At 53.5% G+C, this 16,686-nt stretch carries 21 protein-coding genes; 11 read left to right on the forward strand and 10 right to left on the reverse strand.

Annotation, left to right across the window (positions count from 1 at the left end; all coding sequences use genetic code 11):
• Window positions 1-94: 94 nt before the first annotated feature.
• From RAL88_RS11075 to RAL88_RS21710, 4 genes are all read left to right on the forward strand, one after another.
• On the forward strand, window positions 95-1,018 hold the full coding sequence (locus RAL88_RS11075) for a DMT family transporter (RefSeq protein WP_306269537.1): 924 nt from the start codon (window positions 95-97) through the stop codon (window positions 1,016-1,018).
• Between the two features lie 332 nt (window positions 1,019-1,350).
• Window positions 1,351-1,518: a hypothetical protein gene (locus RAL88_RS11080; RefSeq protein WP_306269539.1), complete on the forward strand. Its 168-nt coding sequence runs from the start codon at window positions 1,351-1,353 to the stop codon at window positions 1,516-1,518.
• Between the two features lie 85 nt (window positions 1,519-1,603).
• Window positions 1,604-2,742 (forward strand): IS3 family transposase gene (locus tag RAL88_RS11085; RefSeq protein WP_306264932.1). Its coding sequence is split into 2 segments (ribosomal slippage): window positions 1,604-1,859 and window positions 1,859-2,742, totalling 1,140 coding nucleotides; the frame shifts between segments, so codons are not numbered across the junction.
• A 73-nt stretch (window positions 2,743-2,815) separates the two neighbouring features.
• Window positions 2,816-3,040, forward strand: coding sequence for a ribbon-helix-helix protein, CopG family (locus RAL88_RS21710; protein WP_371932157.1), 225 nt, complete (start codon window positions 2,816-2,818; stop codon window positions 3,038-3,040).
• Window positions 3,041-3,508: 468 nt separating this feature from the next.
• On the opposite strand, the gene RAL88_RS11090 is transcribed toward RAL88_RS21710, so the two are convergent.
• Both RAL88_RS11090 and RAL88_RS11095 read right to left on the reverse strand, forming a co-directional pair.
• A protein-coding gene (locus RAL88_RS11090; RefSeq protein WP_306263363.1) for an IS3 family transposase occupies window positions 3,509-4,647 on the reverse strand; the annotation gives its coding sequence in 2 pieces (ribosomal slippage) (window positions 3,509-4,392 and window positions 4,392-4,647; 1,140 coding nt in all).
• Window positions 4,648-4,888: 241 nt separating this feature from the next.
• Complete coding sequence (locus RAL88_RS11095) at window positions 4,889-5,233, reverse strand: hypothetical protein (protein ID WP_306263365.1); 345 nt, start codon at window positions 5,231-5,233, stop codon at window positions 4,889-4,891.
• A gap of 148 nt (window positions 5,234-5,381) precedes the next feature.
• Between RAL88_RS11095 and RAL88_RS11100 the strand changes: the two genes are divergently transcribed.
• Genes RAL88_RS11100 through RAL88_RS11110 form a run of 3 tightly spaced genes read left to right on the forward strand, consistent with a single transcriptional unit; the run spans window position 5,382 to window position 7,083 of the window.
• Entirely contained in the window at window positions 5,382-5,957 is a 576-nt protein-coding gene (locus tag RAL88_RS11100) for a recombinase family protein (protein WP_306263367.1), read from the forward strand.
• Window positions 5,954-6,526 (forward strand): ComF family protein, encoded by a 573-nt coding sequence (locus RAL88_RS11105; protein ID WP_306263369.1) that lies wholly within the window; start codon window positions 5,954-5,956, stop codon window positions 6,524-6,526. The genes RAL88_RS11100 and RAL88_RS11105 overlap by 4 nt, the downstream gene beginning before the upstream one ends.
• Complete coding sequence (locus RAL88_RS11110; protein WP_306259178.1) at window positions 6,523-7,083, forward strand: hypothetical protein; 561 nt, start codon at window positions 6,523-6,525, stop codon at window positions 7,081-7,083. The genes RAL88_RS11105 and RAL88_RS11110 overlap by 4 nt, the downstream gene beginning before the upstream one ends.
• Window positions 7,084-7,278: 195 nt before the next feature.
• Here the strand turns inward: RAL88_RS11110 and RAL88_RS11115 are convergent, their stop codons facing one another.
• Complete coding sequence (locus tag RAL88_RS11115) at window positions 7,279-7,659, reverse strand: YkvA family protein (protein ID WP_306263371.1); 381 nt, start codon at window positions 7,657-7,659, stop codon at window positions 7,279-7,281.
• 253 nt (window positions 7,660-7,912) lie between these two features.
• On the opposite strand from RAL88_RS11115, the gene RAL88_RS11120 reads away from it, so the two are divergent.
• Entirely contained in the window at window positions 7,913-8,458 is a 546-nt protein-coding gene (locus RAL88_RS11120; protein WP_306263373.1) for a peptidoglycan-binding protein, read from the forward strand.
• 115 nt (window positions 8,459-8,573) lie between these two features.
• On the opposite strand, the gene RAL88_RS11125 is transcribed toward RAL88_RS11120, so the two are convergent.
• From RAL88_RS11125 to RAL88_RS11155, 7 genes are all read right to left on the reverse strand, one after another.
• A complete protein-coding gene (locus tag RAL88_RS11125; RefSeq protein WP_306263375.1) occupies window positions 8,574-8,960 on the reverse strand; it encodes a nuclear transport factor 2 family protein in 387 nt (128 codons plus the stop codon).
• A gap of 199 nt (window positions 8,961-9,159) precedes the next feature.
• Window positions 9,160-9,621: an SRPBCC domain-containing protein gene (locus tag RAL88_RS11130; protein WP_306263377.1), complete on the reverse strand. Its 462-nt coding sequence runs from the start codon at window positions 9,619-9,621 to the stop codon at window positions 9,160-9,162.
• A gap of 10 nt (window positions 9,622-9,631) precedes the next feature.
• Window positions 9,632-9,964 carry a helix-turn-helix transcriptional regulator gene (locus RAL88_RS11135; protein WP_306263379.1) on the reverse strand — a complete coding sequence of 111 codons (333 nt, stop codon included), beginning with the start codon at window positions 9,962-9,964 and terminating at the stop codon, window positions 9,632-9,634.
• Window positions 9,965-10,039: 75 nt separating this feature from the next.
• Entirely contained in the window at window positions 10,040-11,149 is a 1,110-nt protein-coding gene (locus RAL88_RS11140) for an NAD(P)/FAD-dependent oxidoreductase (RefSeq protein WP_306263381.1), read from the reverse strand.
• On the reverse strand, window positions 11,146-12,438 hold the full coding sequence (locus RAL88_RS11145; RefSeq protein WP_306263383.1) for an HlyC/CorC family transporter: 1,293 nt from the start codon (window positions 12,436-12,438) through the stop codon (window positions 11,146-11,148). Before RAL88_RS11145 ends, RAL88_RS11140 begins: the two co-directional genes overlap by 4 nt.
• Before the next feature lie 87 nt (window positions 12,439-12,525).
• Window positions 12,526-13,659, reverse strand: a complete 1,134-nt coding sequence (aroB, locus tag RAL88_RS11150; protein WP_306263385.1) for a 3-dehydroquinate synthase — start codon at window positions 13,657-13,659, stop codon at window positions 12,526-12,528.
• Window positions 13,656-14,258 (reverse strand): shikimate kinase, encoded by a 603-nt coding sequence (locus tag RAL88_RS11155; RefSeq protein WP_306263386.1) that lies wholly within the window; start codon window positions 14,256-14,258, stop codon window positions 13,656-13,658. Before RAL88_RS11155 ends, aroB begins: the two co-directional genes overlap by 4 nt.
• Window positions 14,259-14,405: 147 nt before the next feature.
• Between RAL88_RS11155 and RAL88_RS11160 the strand changes: the two genes are divergently transcribed.
• The 3 genes from RAL88_RS11160 (at window position 14,406) to RAL88_RS11170 (ending at window position 16,574) form a co-directional block, all read left to right on the forward strand.
• On the forward strand, window positions 14,406-14,546 hold the full coding sequence (locus RAL88_RS11160) for a hypothetical protein (RefSeq protein ID WP_306263388.1): 141 nt from the start codon (window positions 14,406-14,408) through the stop codon (window positions 14,544-14,546).
• 9 nt (window positions 14,547-14,555) lie between these two features.
• Window positions 14,556-15,557, forward strand: coding sequence for a site-specific tyrosine recombinase XerD (locus RAL88_RS11165; RefSeq protein WP_306263389.1), 1,002 nt, complete (start codon window positions 14,556-14,558; stop codon window positions 15,555-15,557).
• Between the two features lie 63 nt (window positions 15,558-15,620).
• Complete coding sequence (locus RAL88_RS11170; protein ID WP_306263391.1) at window positions 15,621-16,574, forward strand: acetyl-CoA carboxylase carboxyltransferase subunit alpha; 954 nt, start codon at window positions 15,621-15,623, stop codon at window positions 16,572-16,574.
• The last annotated feature ends 112 nt before the right edge of the window (window positions 16,575-16,686 follow it).

The following is a 16,686-nucleotide window of genomic DNA, read 5'->3' on the forward strand; positions in this document are numbered from 1 at the left end:
GTTGTTATTTGAGCCGTATTTGCGACAGTGCCAATCCCTTGTGTAGCTCGCTATCGATCAATGCTTTTTTGGTTTTCAATTGAAAAGAACTAAAATGAACACAGACGCAAATTCACAAGATAACATAGCACAAGGTGCATTGCTGGTTTTGGCAGCGGCTCTCGTTTGGGGCATGGGCGGGTTGCTCGCGCGCCTCGCTGATATTGCAGATCCTTGGGTCGTCATTTTTTGGCGTACGGGCATTGCTTCTGTTTGTTTGCTTGCCTTTATGTTTTGGCGTGATGGAATGCGCGGAACATACAAATTATTTCTTGATATGGGTTGGCCAGGGTTTGCAGTAGGCGTTGCCTTTGCCACCGCATCAACAAGTTTTATCATCGCGCTTCAATTTACCAGCGTAGCCAATATTTTGCTGATGCAAGCTGGTGTGCCTTTAATTGCAGCGCTTTTATCAAGGGTGTTTTTTAGCGAACCGTTGCGCAAATCGACCTGGATTGCGATCGGCGCTGTGATTGCTGGCATTCTTGTGATGGTTTCAGACTCGCTTAAGGGTAATATTTCGCCAATTGGCGACGGGCTTGCATTTTTAATTGCCTTTGCCTTTGCCGGTGCTACCGTCATTACACGCAGATACTCCAATATTAGAATGACCCCTGCAGCCTGCACTGGCACGATGATCGGTTGGCTCATTTCAGTGTTTATGTGCTTATCGACCACCGCCTGGATGATTGTATCCACGTTTCAATTGTCAGTGATGTTTGTTTTTGGCACTTCGCTGGCCTTGGGTCTTGTTTGCTTCACAATCGGTGCTCGCAGCATACCATCAGCATTTGCGGCACTCTTGGGAACAGCGGAGACAATCACTGGCCCCTTATGGGTTTGGCTGTTTCTGGATGAAACGCCGAGCGCTCGAACCATTGCAGGTGGAACGATTATTTTGGTTGCTCTAATTGGATATTTGAATTGGCAGTTTTTTGCTAATTACAAAATAAAAAAACTTCCACCAAATATGAATTAAACTACAAGAAACGCTTTAAAATAGTTTTCTTCAATTTAAGATCCAAATCTTAAATACATTATTGCGCATGCGATTTTTTGAACAAAGACGCGCAGATGACAATTTATTACCAAAATTGCCAATTTTTCTAATGAATTGGCTTGAATTATTCAATCCTAATGCCGTTTTTAAATCAGGTGCAGCCAATGACTTGTCGCAAAAACCATCCTTTTTGCAACGTTCTGATATTTGATGGATGCAGGAGTAGCGTTGCATCCACCGCAAAAAGTGATGCACCCTAAACGTTATTTTAATCTATTACGGCTATCACCGAGGGCGCAAGGAGTGCGCCCATGAAACCGATTATTCTTGGCAGTGTTTTAATTATGCTAATGTCTGCGGCAAAAGCCGCATTCCCCTCATATTTGTTTTTCCTACCAATTGGAGGAAGCGTAATTACAGAAACTGGTATCATACTAAGTATCGCAGTGGCGATTGCCACATTGATTGACACGTTTTGAGAGGTGGCCTGGCAAATCTGAACAATTGAGTTAGGTGGATTTTCTGCTCCCAATCCGGCAGCATTGTCGGGACGAAGGAGCGAAGATGACGAGACGACCCAGACGGAACCACAGCGCTGCATTTAAGTCGAAAGTCGCATTGGCGGCCTTGAAGGGTGACAGAACGATGAGCGAGTTGGCCTCGCAGTTCGATCTGCATCCTAATCAGATCAAGCAATGGAAAGATCATCTGCTCGACGGCGTGATGGAGGTTTTCGACGATAGATCGAACGCGCACAAAGCGCCTGAGATCGATGTCAAATCCCTGCATGCGAAGATTGGCCAGTTGACGCTTGAAAATGATTTTTTAGAAGGAGCGCTCGACAAGGCCGGTCTTCTGCCGAGCGCAAAGAAATGACAGATCGTAATCACAAGCTGAGCCTGACGCGGCAAGCCGATCTGCTGGGGATCAGCCGTGGCAGCCTTTATTACGAGCCGCGCCCGGCCAGTGGATCGCAACTCAGTCTGATGCGCCGAATTGATGAACTGCACATGGCATATCCGTTTGCGGGCAGCCGGATGCTGAAAGGGCTGTTGCGGCAAGAGGGCTTCACCGCTGGGCGGCTGCATGTCGCAACCTGCATGAAAACCATGGGTATTGAGGCGCTCTACCGCAGGCCAAACACCTCAAAGCCTGCGCCTGGCCACAAGATCTACCCCTACCTGCTGCGCAAGCTGGCGGTGACGCGCCCCAATCAGGTTTGGGCGACGGACATTACCTACATTCCCATGGCACGCGGCTTCGTCTATCTTGTCGCTGTTTTGGACTGGTTCAGCCGCAAGGTGCTGGCTTGGCGACTTTCGGTCACGCTGGAAACCGCGCCTTGCATTGAGGCACTCAACGAAGCCATCCACAAGTTTGGCAAGCCGGAGATCATGAACAGCGACCAGGGCAGTCAGTTTACGTCCATCGACTTCATCAAGGCGCTGAAGGACGTGGACATAAAGATCAGCATGGACGGTAAGGGTGCATGGCGTGACAACGTCTTCGTCGAGCGGCTGTGGCGCAGCATCAAATACGAAGAGGTCTATCTGCGCGCCTATGACAGCGTGTCGATCGCCCGCGAAAGCCTCGCCAGATATCTGGCTTTCTACAACACAAGGAGACCGCATTCATCGCTGGAAGGACTAACCCCCGATCAGACATATAATATCAAGCCAAGGCCGACCATGGTCGCGGCATAAACGGGCGGAAAATCCACTTAAGAAACGGCTCGAAACTGTTCAAACAAACCGAACCACCTCATTGGAATAGAAAATGACCAAAAAACGCGTAACGGTAACAATCGATCCAGACATAGATAAATGGTTACGGCCAGAGGCAAGCTCTACAGGCAAATCCCTCTCGAACTTGATACGAATTTGTCTACGAGAGTATCATGAGCTGCGCCCAGAGCGTTTTTCCACCACGAACAAAGCTCGCAGTGAAGCGGAAGACACTTTTAAAATACCACCCGAAAGCCTCGCAAAACGCCCTGACTAACTAGGATTGGCAATCAAAAAATCACTTGTCTTTTTGCGACAAGATTTTGCGACACTTAACCCATTGAAATCAAATGCGTCGAAAACACGTTGCAAAAACCTTCCTTTTTGCAACGGCTTTGATGTGAAGATGCATATATGGTGGAGGACTTGCCGCTCGCTAAATACATGAGATAGATGTCATATTTCTTAGGATTTAGGAGGAACCTTGCCCCTACAGCGACCCAGTTGATTCTTTAACTCTTCATATGTCAGTGCTGGTGCTAAGTTCTCTGGCTTAAATCCTTCCTCATGCTCCGATACGTCCAAATATTCCTCGTGACTTCCTCCATGGTAACAGCGCGGTGACCCTGATTCAGTTTTAATTTGATAATTTGGATGAACTCCTTTTCCCATCTCTCCAAACTCTGAGGTGGTTCGGTTTGTTTGAACAGTTTCGAGCCGTTTCTTAAGTGGATTTTCCGCCCGTTTATGCCGCGACCATGGTCGGCCTGGGCTTGATATTATATGTCTGATCGGGGGTTAGTCCTTCCAGCGATGAATGCGGTCTCCTTGTGTTGTAGAAAGCCAGATATCTGGCGAGGCTTTCGCGGGCGATCGACACGCTGTCATAGGCGCGCAGATAGACCTCTTCGTATTTGATGCTGCGCCACAGCCGCTCGACGAAGACGTTGTCACGCCATGCACCCTTACCGTCCATGCTGATCTTTATGTCCACGTCCTTCAGCGCCTTGATGAAGGACGTGGACATAAACTGACTGCCCTGGTCGCTGTTCATGATCTCCGGCTTGCCAAACTTGTGGATGGCTTCGTTGAGTGCCTCAATGCAAGGCGCGGTTTCCAGCGTGACCGAAAGTCGCCAAGCCAGCACCTTGCGGCTGAACCAGTCCAAAACAGCGACAAGATAGACGAAGCCGCGTGCCATGGGAATGTAGGTAATGTCCGTCGCCCAAACCTGATTGGGGCGCGTCACCGCCAGCTTGCGCAGCAGGTAGGGGTAGATCTTGTGGCCAGGCGCAGGCTTTGAGGTGTTTGGCCTGCGGTAGAGCGCCTCAATACCCATGGTTTTCATGCAGGTTGCGACATGCAGCCGCCCAGCGGTGAAGCCCTCTTGCCGCAACAGCCCTTTCAGCATCCGGCTGCCCGCAAACGGATATGCCATGTGCAGTTCATCAATTCGGCGCATCAGACTGAGTTGCGATCCACTGGCCGGGCGCGGCTCGTAATAAAGGCTGCCACGGCTGATCCCCAGCAGATCGGCTTGCCGCGTCAGGCTCAGCTTGTGATTACGATCTGTCATTTCTTTGCGCTCGGCAGAAGACCGGCCTTGTCGAGCGCTCCTTCTAAAAAATCATTTTCAAGCGTCAACTGGCCAATCTTCGCATGCAGGGATTTGACATCGATCTCAGGCGCTTTGTGCGCGTTCGATCTATCGTCGAAAACCTCCATCACGCCGTCGAGCAGATGATCTTTCCATTGCTTGATCTGATTAGGATGCAGATCGAACTGCGAGGCCAACTCGCTCATCGTTCTGTCACCCTTCAAGGCCGCCAATGCGACTTTCGACTTAAATGCAGCGCTGTGGTTCCGTCTGGGTCGTCTCGTCATCTTCGCTCCTTCGTCCCGACAATGCTGCCGGATTGGGAGCAGAAAATCCACCTAACTCAATTGTTCAGATTTGCCAGGCCACCTCTCTCCACAGTCTCAATGTGCTCTTTCCCTCTTGTAAATTTACGCATTACATCAACAAAATAGTTTTCGTCTTTAACGTTATGATATTTATAAATAATTTTATCCTTTTAGCGTTTTTTATGAAGTCGAATGATTCCAAGCATTTCTGAAATGAAAATTATTCTGTTTTCCCATCTTCTTTATTCGGCGCATATCGAGATGCCCGTGTAAAAATATTAAGTGCACGAGAAATACGCACAGCATTTTGATCATGGTGATAGCCGCGTTTCTCCATTATTTGACGCACCATGTGGCCTATCATTTGCTTCACCCTATCTTCAGTGATGTCATCTCCGAACTTTGCCTTGAGTTTCGGCGAAAGAGGTTCGACAGCTGGACGCGCAAGGTATGTCGCGGTTTCCATGCGAATGATGTTGTCGTGCTCATTGAGGAACGCCCAAATTTCTTCGCCGTTTTTGGTTTCATAGGTGGAGTTAAAGCGGTCTGGGTTGTAGGGGGTCATGATATCTCCTCGATAAGTTTGGCGATATTGCCTACTCAATATAGGCATGTCTTAAATGCCCTGTCAATAATACCACTAACTTTGTACGATCCTTTTTGCAACGCCTTTTGTGGGTAAGTGAAATCAATCACTTGGCTGTCGCAAAATCTTGTTGCAAAATATCCGCATGAGAATTGGATATGCCCGCGTCTCAACCGTTGACCAAAACCCAAACGCACAGCGCGATGCGCTAAAGGCGGCTGGCTGTGAAAAGGTCGTCACCGAGAAAGTGTCTGGTGCATCGCTCAAGCGGCCAAAACTGGAAAAGCTTTTGCGCTCCCTCGATGCTGGCGATGTTCTGACAGTCTGGCGATTGGATAGGGTAGGGCGGTCATTGCCGCATCTTCTTCAAGTGGTGGCAGACCTCAAAGTGCGGAATATAGGTTTTCAATCACTCAATGAGACAATCGACACGGCCACGGCCAATGGTGAACTGATATTCCACCTGTTTGCGTCTATGGCGCAATTTGAACGCTCCCTGATAGTCGAACGCACCCAAGCAGGACTTGTGGCTGCAAAAAAACGGGGCGTGCGCCTAGGGCGACCTTCTGCGCTCACAGCGGCACAAATTAAACACGCTCGCAAATTGATTGAATCAGGCGAACGTCCATCTGCCGTAGCAGAAACTTTAGAAGTTGATAGATCAACGCTCTATAGATATCTAAAAGGGGAGGTCAGCGCATGAGATATCGACTTGAAGGCAATTGGAAAAAGGGGCTTGCATTCGATCTACACACCCTTGCAAGCACTTACCTCGGCACTGATGAATTCGGACATGATAGATGGGATACCACCCGCAGTGAAATGGGCGAATTGGTCTACCAGTTAAAATACCAAAACGATAAATCTGTAGTACCAAAGATTGTCGAACTTTTGAAACCCATCGGCAAAATCGAACAGTTCGATGCAATTATCCCCGTACCGTCATCAAAAGATCGCCCTTACCAACCTGTAGACGAAATAGCTAAAGCTTTGGGGGAACAGAGAAGTGTTCCTGTACTTCAAGGCTACCTAAAAAAAGAAACAGGCATAGAACTAAAAGGCATTGATGATCCTGATGAACGAAAAGAGGCTTTGATGAATTCAATTTCAATACAGGGTGATACCGACATTTCAGGAAATCGTGTACTATTGATAGATGACCTCTATCGATCCGGTGCTACACTGAAAGCATGCTGCCATATACTTACAGAACAATCAAAAGTCGAATTTGTTTCTGTCTTAACAATGACTAAATCAAGGAGCAAAAAATGACCATCGTTTTTCTATCTGGTTCGCGAAAAATCAATCGAATCAACGACACTGTCAGAAGTCGAGTTCAAAACATGATTGACCAAAATTTTCAGATTGTGGTCGGTGATGCAAATGGTGCAGACAAAGCTCTTCAGGTATTTCTGGATCAAAACCACTATCGGAACGTCACGGTTTTTTGTGCAGGAACCACCTGCCGAAATAATGTCGGTGATTGGCAAACAGATCAAGTTCTGGTCGATAAAAAATTAAGTGGTAGAGATTTCTACACCGAAAAGGACAAAAAAATGGCGGCGGTTGCTGACTATGGGTTTGTGCTGTGGGACGGGAAAAGTGCCGGATCAATCAACAATGTTTTTGAACTTCTAAAGCGCGGTAAGAAAGTAGTGGTCTACCTCTCCCCAAAGAAGGAGTTTTTGACCATCACAGAACCACATGATGTTGATTCACTTCTACAGAACTGTGACAGTGCCGATTATTTATCGCTCAATAAGAAAATCAATATGCGCCGACATATGGACGATTTACACTCAACTTCGCAAGGTTCATTCAGCATTTGACACGCCCGTAATCAGAACAGAGTTTCGTCGCCGTTTGGCCTCTAAAACGTTCCATAATGTACGTTATCAGATTCCAGTCGCACATGCCGGTGCCCCCATTGGCAATCCGATGCAAGGGATTGCCGCATTCAACCGCGCGGCGCGCATCGGCGATGTTGCGGCCTGGCACGCTTCAAATCCGCTGCTTCCGGACCGCTACCCGGCGAACCGGTTGAACAGCCACCATCCAAAAACTGTCGCGCCAACCACCCAGATGCCGATAACCACTATTGCCCCTGTCCGGCTCGCTGGAAGCTGTTCATGCTGCTTTGCCAGTGTGCGGAACTCCGACATCAGCTCTGGCGGTATCAGCCGCACCGCAAGAACAATGCCCAGCGGTACAATCAGCAGATCATCGAGGTATCCGACCACGGGAATGAAATCCGGGATCAGATCAATCGGGCTGAGTGCATAACCCACCACAGAGACGGCTATCAGCTTGGCAAGCAGCGGCGTGCGCGTGTCTTTCACGGCGATGTAAAGCGCAATGACATCGGTCTTTATGGTCCGCGCCCAAGCCTTCAAACGCTCCAGCATAAATATGGTGTCCCCTGCTTTGATTGCAGCGGCAGCGCAGGGCAGCTGCGATGCAGAGCCGGTTTGCTGTTGAGTTCCTGAAAGTCAGGCGCATTGGCTGATCGTTAGCACAACGGACGGGCTGTTGACATGCAACCAAACCAGTTTCTGTCCGTTATCGCTGCACCAAGCCAATCACAATCCCATCATAGTCCAAATGGCCTGATGGCCCGAATCTTTCAAGAAGCCCAAATCTTTCACAAAGGAAGCAACAATGTCTATTTTGAAACAGGGAATGTCCGGTGCCCCGGTCAAGCGTTTGCAGGAAAAACTCGGGATCGATGCCGACGGTATTTTCGGCAGCGGCACGAAGCAGGCCGTGATGGATTATCAAAAGGCCAACAACCTGGCGGTCGACGGTATTGCCGGACCGGACACATTCTCGGAAATGGGCTTGCAGGAACTGGTGTTGCTGCGGGTCGGATCACGCGGCGCGGCAGTGAAGAAACTGCAGAAATCACTCGGCATTTCGGCAGATGGCATTTACGGCAATGGCACAAAGCAGGCCGTGATCGACTATCAGAAGGCCAACAAGCTTGAAACCGACGGCATGGCCGGCCCCACCACCCTGGCCAGCATGGATGATTTCAGCGACTTTACCAAAGAGACCGTCGCCCGTGCAGAGATTAAGGCTGACGAAGAACATTTCGATGGTGAAGACATGCCCGAGATCAAGGGCAGCGAGCCGGTCAAGGGCTCTGTCGTCGCCGCTGCGCCCAAGAAATCACTCTGGGGCAAGGTTAAGGGCTGGTTCAGCTAAACCGGTTGGATACCGATCATTTATTTGAGCGGAATTATGCGTTTGCTGGCAGGGCATACGTCACGTCGTGGTTCTGGAGACCACACGTGGCGTCTGACCATGTCCGGCAAACGCACTAAAACAAACCGTTATCGTTGCTGGATTCAACTGCAATCACCTGAAGCACATCCCAGTGCTCGACGATTTTGCCATTTTCATCGAAGCGGAAGATGTCAATGCCGGCATAATCATCACTGCCAGGCCATGTCTGGTGGCAGTGCAGCACAACGAAATGACCTTCTGCAATCGCCCGCTTGAAACGGGTTTTCTTGCCCGGATAGTCCCGCGCCATCCGCTCGAAATACTCGATGAACGCATCTTTGCCATCCGCGACATGCGGATTGTGCTGAATGTATTCATCACCGGCATAGGCCTCGATGGCTTTGCGCGGCTTGCATTGATTGAACATCAGATCATAAAACGCCTGCGCGTTGGCCTTGTTCAACTCTGGATTTGTGGTCATCTCGGTCTCCTGTGGTGCAGTGATTGGCGCAATTGCAAATAGCTGAGCTGTCAGCGGCGACACCAGACCGGCAGAATTTCGGTCCAGTACACCGTCCGGGGCCCAGGGCCGCGCCAGCCCACCGCCGGCAATGAAATCCCCGGTTGCGGGTGACGTGCCGGTAATGTGCTGGCTCTCGCAACACTCTGGTTTTGCAACGCTAGCCTTCGACTTCCCCAGCCAGTCTATCCAGCAGTGTTGACCATCCACCCTCGTGTTCGGCCCGCATATCGTGGCCGTGAAACCAGGCCACCTGCTCGTGGCAGATAAGACGCGTGCCATTGCCTTCTGCTCGAAAATCAATCGTGTGTTGCGAGCAGGACAGGGCATTGCCGCCTGAATTTACCCGCACGGATGAAACAACACGGCTGTTCTCGACAATGTCGATAAACCGCGTATCGAATTCGGCCAGCACATTGCCGTCTTTCGTCATACGGCTTTTCTCGTATCCGCCGATTTGAAAATCATGGCCGTCATAGTCCATGCTCATGCCTTCGGGTGTTGGTTCCCAGCGCTTTCGCGCTTCGCTGTCGGTCCATGCGGCAAAGACCCGTTCGGGAGCGGCATTGAGGAGACGTTCAGCTTTGATCGTGTCATGGATGATGTTCGGTGTTTTGGTCATGTTGTGCTCCTTAATTCTGCTGTTCGTTGTTGAGGTAATTTTCAAGTGCGTCGAGGCGGCTTTCCCACATTACCCGGCGGTCACCAAGCCAGTTTTCCAGGGCCTCAAATGCGCCTGATCGAAGGTGACAGGTTCGCACCCGACCGACTTTTTCACTGCTGATGATGCCGTCCTTTTCCAGCACAGACAGATGTTGCATGAAGGAAGGCAGCGCCATGGAAACCGGCTCAGCAAGTTCGCCGACCGTGGCCGAGCCCTGCGAAAGGCGTTCAACAACGGCGCGGCGCGTGGGATCTGCCAGCGCGTGAAAAAGAGTATCGATCGAGGTTTGATAGTTAGCCATAGACCTAAGTATTTCAGGTTATGTGCAGCGTGTCAACAACACTTAGCAAAATACCTTAGCATCAAGGTGCATTCACTAATCCGCCACCCGCCCGGCAAACTCCTCAAACGACCCGCCGCCGCCCTTGCGGTGAAAATACAGCCTTTGCGCCAGCGCCCGCAGCGGCGGGGTGCCAATGAGTAGATCATACATCCAGTTCGGCGGGCCATAGCTGAGGGCGCTGCGCAGGGCCGATTTGATGCGGAAGCGGGGGAGGTCGCGGTCGATGATTTTTTCCGGCGGCGGTCCGGCATTGAGCAGATGGTCGGCAATGGCATGGGCCGAGCGGCGGCCGAATTCAAACGACAATTTGATGCCACCGGCTGTCAGCGGCGACACCAGACCGGCAGCATCACCCATCAGCATCACGCCATCGCTGGCGTAAGGACGGACCAGCCCGCCGCAGGGGATGACGCCTGAGCGGCGTTCGACGATGCTGGCCGCAGAATAGTGAAACCGGTCTTCGGTCTGCTCGATGAAGCGCTGCAATGCGGGTTTGGCGTCACTCTTGGTGGCAAGGCCGATCTGCGTCACTTTGGGTCCGGGCGCGGCCCAGGCGATGTAGCCAGGCGCAATGCTGGAATCCAGAAAGCAGTGCAGGAAGCGCGGGTCAAAACTGTCAAGGCCGCTGTATTCTGCCTCGACCCCGATCAGAAATCTGGAGTTTTTGCCAAGGCCAAAAGCCTCTGCCACCTGGGATCTGGCACCATCGCAGCCCAGCAGAAAACGCGCCGTGATGGCGGGCGTGTCGAGATGCACCAGCCCGCTGTCATAGCGCGCTGCGGTAAAGCGGGTATCGCATAGAATTTTGACGCCGGCGCGGGTCGCTTCCTCGGCCAGCCAGCGCATCAGCGCGGCAGTATCGGTGGTCAGAAAGGCGTAGCCGGGGGCAAACAGATCCATATGTTTCAAAGACGGCGCATAGAGCCGGATGCCATGCACACGCCGCGTTACCGTATGGGGAATATCCACCGCTTCAGCCGCTTCCCGCACCACAATTCCGGTGGTGTGAATCCGCGCGCCGGGGTCTTTCTTGGCCTCTATGACCAGCACTTTCAGCCCGCGCAGGGCGGCAGAGCGGGCCGCGGTCAGCCCGGCGAAACTGGCACCGACAATCGCCAGATCATAATCAGCAACGGGTTTCATACGGCCGTTTTCAACGCCCCCGCATCCTTGGAAAGCGGGGTGATGCGCAGCGAGGTGATGCGGTTTCGCTGGCGCCGCAATATGCGGAAGCGGAAGCCATAAAATGTAAAGGCCTGGCCCGGCTCCGGAATGGTCTGCACCGCATGAATCACCAAACCGGCAATGGTGGTTGCCTCATCATCAGGCAGTGACCAGTCCATCGCCCGGTTGAGATCGCGCACCGGGACCGTTCCCTCCACATTGACCGATCCGTCGGGCTGCGGCACGACGCCCTGAATCTCGACATCATGCTCATCGGCGATTTCACCAACGATTTCCTCCAGAATGTCTTCCAGCGTCACCAGGCCCTGCACTTCACCATATTCATCGACCACCAGGGCAAAATGCGCCTTGCGCTTCAAAAACGCGTTGAGCTGGGCCTTCAGGCTGGTCGTATCCGGCACAAACCACGGTTTTGAGGCGATTTCCATAATGTCGAGCTTGTCGACATCACCATCCAGAGACTTCAGCGAGCGCAGCAGATCCTTGGCGTGCAGCACGCCGACAATATTGTCCGGCTCATTGCGCCAGATCGGAATGCGGGTATAGGGGCTTGCCAGCGCCATATCGACCAGCGCCGAGGGGGCTTCATCGGCATTCAGCACCAGCATTCCGGTGCGGTGCACCATGATATCGGAAACTTCCAGTTCATTGAGATCAAGCAATCCGCCGAGCCGGTCGCGATCATCCTTCACCAGGCCGCCCTCGTGGTGCTGCAGATCCACCGCACCCCGCAATTCCTCATGGGCGGACAGGATATCCTGATCGCCGATATTGGCACCGAGCCGGTTCAGCACCAGCCTCACAAACACTTCAATGGCAATCACCACCGGGCTGAACACAGCCACAACGACACGCACCACCGGCGACACGGTGAGGGCAAACCGGTCCGGATTGGAAATCGCCAGGGTTTTCGGCATGACTTCAGCAAACACCAGCACCACGGCGGTCATCACCAGAGTGGCGTAGACCACGCCGCTATCGCCGAACAGATTGATGAACAGGCTGGTGGCCAGCGCCGAGGCCAGAATATTGACCAGATTATTGCCCAGCAGCAGGGCACCGATCAGCCGTTCCCGGGTCAGAATCAGCCGCTGCACAAGGGCGGCACGCTGATCGCCGGCTTTTTCAAAGGCAAGCATGCGCGCCCGTGATGCCGCGGTCAGCGCCGTTTCCGAGCCGGAAAAGAAAGCCGACAGCATGATCAGCGCCAGAATGGCAAGGATCGTAATCCAAAAGTCAGCACTCATGATTATCTCGGTCTCCGCAGGGGCCACAAATAGAATGGCTGACATATAAAGCGTTTCTGATGGATATTGAAGCGCAAGGCGTACCGCTTATGCATCGACCGTTTTCAGCAGGAAGTCATTAACGGCGCTGGGCGGCACATCATGCGAGACAAAAGCCTGGCCGATGCCCTGTGTCAGAATAAAGCTCAACGCGCCCTTCTGCACCTTCTTGTCCTGCGCGATGAAACGCATCAGCGTGGCAGTGTCCAATCGCGCGCCGGGAATATCGCTGACGCCGATCGGCAGCCCGACTGTCTGCAGATGCGCGGTGACGCGCGCGCCATCATCCGGCGAACACAAATTCATATAGGCCGAGAACTGGTGCGCCAGAACCAGGCCGATCGCCACACCTTCACCATGCACCAGCCGGCCGGAATAGCCTGTCGCCCCTTCCAGCGCATGGCCGAATGTATGGCCCAGATTGAGCAAGGCGCGCCTGCCGTGTTCCTGCTCATCTTCGCTGACAATGCGCGCCTTGGCGCGGCAGGAATTTGCCACCATGTGGATCCGCGCCGCGCTGTCGCCGTCCTCCAGAATTGCCTCATGATTGCGCTCAAGCCACTGAAAAAAGCCCGGATCGTCGATCAGTCCGTATTTGACAACTTCGGCATAACCGGCGCGCAATTCGCGCGGTGAAAGCGTCGTCAGCGTGGCGGTATCCGCCAGCACCAGTCCGGGCTGGTAAAATGCGCCGATCAGATTCTTGCCATGGGCGGAATTGATCCCCGTTTTGCCGCCAACCGAACTGTCGACCTGGGCCAGCAGCGATGTCGGCACCTGGACAAAGCCGATGCCCCGGCGCACCGAGGCTGCCACATAGCCGGTCAGATCGCCAACCACGCCGCCGCCAAGCGCAATCAGAACATCACCACGTTCCAACCTGGCACCGACGACCTCTTCCACCAGCGTTTCAAAAACCGCCAGGCTCTTGGAGGCCTCACCGGCATTGATCTGGAAAAACACCGTCTCAACACCGGCCTGTTGCAGACTGGCCTCGATCTGCTTGCGATAGAGCGGCGCCACCTGACTGTCAGAGACGATTCCGGCCCGCACCGGGCCGTAACGCTCGACAATTTCACTCCCCAGCCGGGCGATGAGATCCGGGCCGATGAGAATATCATAGGATCTTGCGCCCAGCTCGACCCGCACACGTGTTGGATCAGCCTCGCGAAATTCAGTCATGATGCATTGACCCTTTGTTGACCGTCACTGGCGAGAAATCCATCAAGTGCAGTCAGAATGTCGCCGACCACTACTTCATGGGGAACGTCCCGGGAGGTGATGGTAATATCCGCCTGCGCATAGACCGGATTGCGCTGCGCCAGCAGCTCTGCCAGTATTTTCTCCGGGTTCGGCTTTTGCAGCAATGGCCGTGTCGGCTTGCGCTTGACCCGGGCGATCAGCACTTTCAGTTCGGCACGCAGCCAGACAGAAATGCCTCTTTCGGCAATTTCAGCGCGGGTTTCCGCATTCATGAAGGCCCCGCCCCCGGTTGCCAGCACCTGCGGGCCATCTGCCAGCAGGCGCTGGATGACACGCTTTTCGCCATCACGGAAATGCGCCTCGCCATAGGCTTCAAAAATCTCGACGATGCTGCGATTGGCGGCTTCTTCAATTTCCTTGTCAGCATCGACAAATGGCAGGTTCATTGCCTGCGCCAGGCGGCGGCCGACGCTGCTTTTGCCGACACCCATCATGCCCACCAGAACAATGCTTCTGGTGCCAAGATCCCGTAACCGCTGGGCTTGGTCAAAAGGGGGCTGTGGCGGTGAAACGGCCATTATCGGCAAACATCCAATGATAAAATTGTCAGCCGGATCGGCGCTTGCGCTTGCCAAACCGGCTTTCGGTGATGAATAAACCTGTTTGTCAGATCAAAGCAACGGCGTTTGCCGCGAAAGTCTGATGTTTGGGAGCGGAAATACGATATGCGAAGCCTGATTACCCTGTTGATTTTTGTCACGCTGGTCGGTGCCGCGGGCTATGGCGTGCTGATTTATCTGGCCAATCTGGAACCGCGCACACGGGTCATCGAAGAGCCGGTTGATCCTGAATTGTTCGATCGTTAGAGCGTGCGGATGCAGACTGACCCGATCCTGATTGATTTTTTTCTGGAGATGATGGTCGGCGAGCGCAATGCTGCCGAAAATACAATTCTGTCCTACCGCCGCGATCTGGAGGACGCCACCACCCACATGCGGGCTGCCGGCACAACCCTTGGCAAAGCCGGCACCGGCGACATTGAACATTATCTGGAGAATTTGTCCCGTCATGGTCTTGCCGCAAGCTCAATTGCGCGGCGTCTGTCCGCGCTGAAACAATTCTACCGCTTTCTCAATACCGAGGCGCTGCGCGAAGATAATCCGACCCTCAATGTCGAGGCACCGAAAACCCGCAAACCATTGCCAAAATCGCTGCAGGGATTTGAAGTGGAGCAGATTCTGTCAACAGCTTCGAGCGATGCCCACCAAGCAGATCTTGCAGCATCCTCGTCCGATAAGTCCGCGCCGCGCCGCGATACGCCGCTGCTGGCCTGGCGGCTCTATGCCCAGCTGGAAGTTCTGTACGCCACCGGGCTGCGGGTTTCCGAACTGGTGGCACTGCCAAAAACCGCTGCCCATGCCAAAGGTCCGTTCATCATGGTGCGCGGCAAGGGCAACAAGGAACGCCTGGTGCCGCTGACCCCGCAGGCAAAAGCCGCAATGGAAACCTATCTGCAGCGCCTGACCGACTATCAGGCGGCCATGAACCGCGCCAGTAAAAGCCAGTTCCTGTTTCCCGCCAACAGCCGCACAGGCCATATGACCCGGCAGAATTTCGCCCGTGATCTGAAACAACTGTCTCATGCGGCTTGTGTCAAAAGCCCGGTCTCACCGCATATTCTGCGCCACGCTTTTGCCAGCCATCTGCTGCAGAACGGAGCCGATTTGCGCGCCCTCCAGACCCTGCTCGGCCACAGCGATATTTCAACGACGCAGATTTACACCCATATTCAGACCGACCATCTGCGCGAAACCCTGGAGACGCTGCATCCGCTTGCAGACCAGCCCTCAAGGCCCCGCCCCAAGGCGGAAAAGTAGCGCTGATTGCTTGCAAACCACTGCCGGCGATGAAATAAGCAAACGGCAAACACTGAGGCGATGATGTACAGCTATCTGGAATTTGAAAAGCCCGTTGCGGACCTGGAAGGCAAGATTCAGGAACTGCGCGCAATGTCTTCCGAAAAAGATGGCGTCAGCATCAGCGACGAAGTGTCACGCCTGGAAAAACGCGCCAGTGACGCCTTGCGCGAGATTTATTCCGACCTCACCCCATGGCAGAAAACCCAGGTTGCCCGGCATCCCGACCGGCCGCATTGCCTGGAATATGTCAAGAGGCTGATTGAGGATTTCGCGCCTCTGGCAGGCGACCGCTCATTTGGCGAAGATCATGCCATTATTGCCGGGCTCGGACGCTTTAAAGGCGAAGCGGTTGCGATTATCGGCCAGGAAAAGGGTGCTGACACCCAGGACCGCATCAAGCGCAATTTCGGCATGGCCCGTCCCGAGGGCTACCGCAAGGCGGTTCGCATTATCGAAATGGCCAACCGGTTCGGCCTGCCGATCATCAGTCTCGTCGACACGGCAGGCGCCTATCCGGGGATCGGCGCTGAAGAACGCGGCCAGGCCGAAGCCATCGCCCGCTCGACGGATGCCTGCCTCGCCGTCGGTGTGCCGACCATCGCGGTGGTGATCGGCGAAGGCGGTTCCGGCGGCGCTATTGCCATCGCCGCTGCCAACAAGGTGTTCATGCTTGAACATGCGATTTATAGCGTCATTTCACCGGAAGGTGCCGCCTCCATTTTGTGGCGTGATTCGGCACGCGCGAAAGAGGCTGCTACGGCGATGAAAATCACCGCGCAGGACTTGCTGAAATTCGGCGTCATTGACGGCATTATCAAAGAGCCGATGGGCGGGGCGCACCGCGCCATCGACGACGTCATTACCAGGACCGGCGAGCGCATCGAAGCTGCGCTGAAGGACATGGCCGGACAGGACGCCGATACTCTGCGCAACGCAAGACGGCAGAAATTCCTTGCGATCGGCCGGTCTTTGTAACTGGAATCACCAAAGCCGAGGCCGGCAGCCTTCGACAATCCCGGGGCGTTTCATAGCGGGTTTCTGTCATCTCCGCTCCTTCTTCGACTCGATCAGATTGCGGGAAGGTTTG

The sequence above is a fragment of the Pararhizobium sp. IMCC3301 genome (assembly GCF_030758315.1).
In the GTDB taxonomy this organism is placed as follows: Bacteria; Pseudomonadota; Alphaproteobacteria; order Rhizobiales.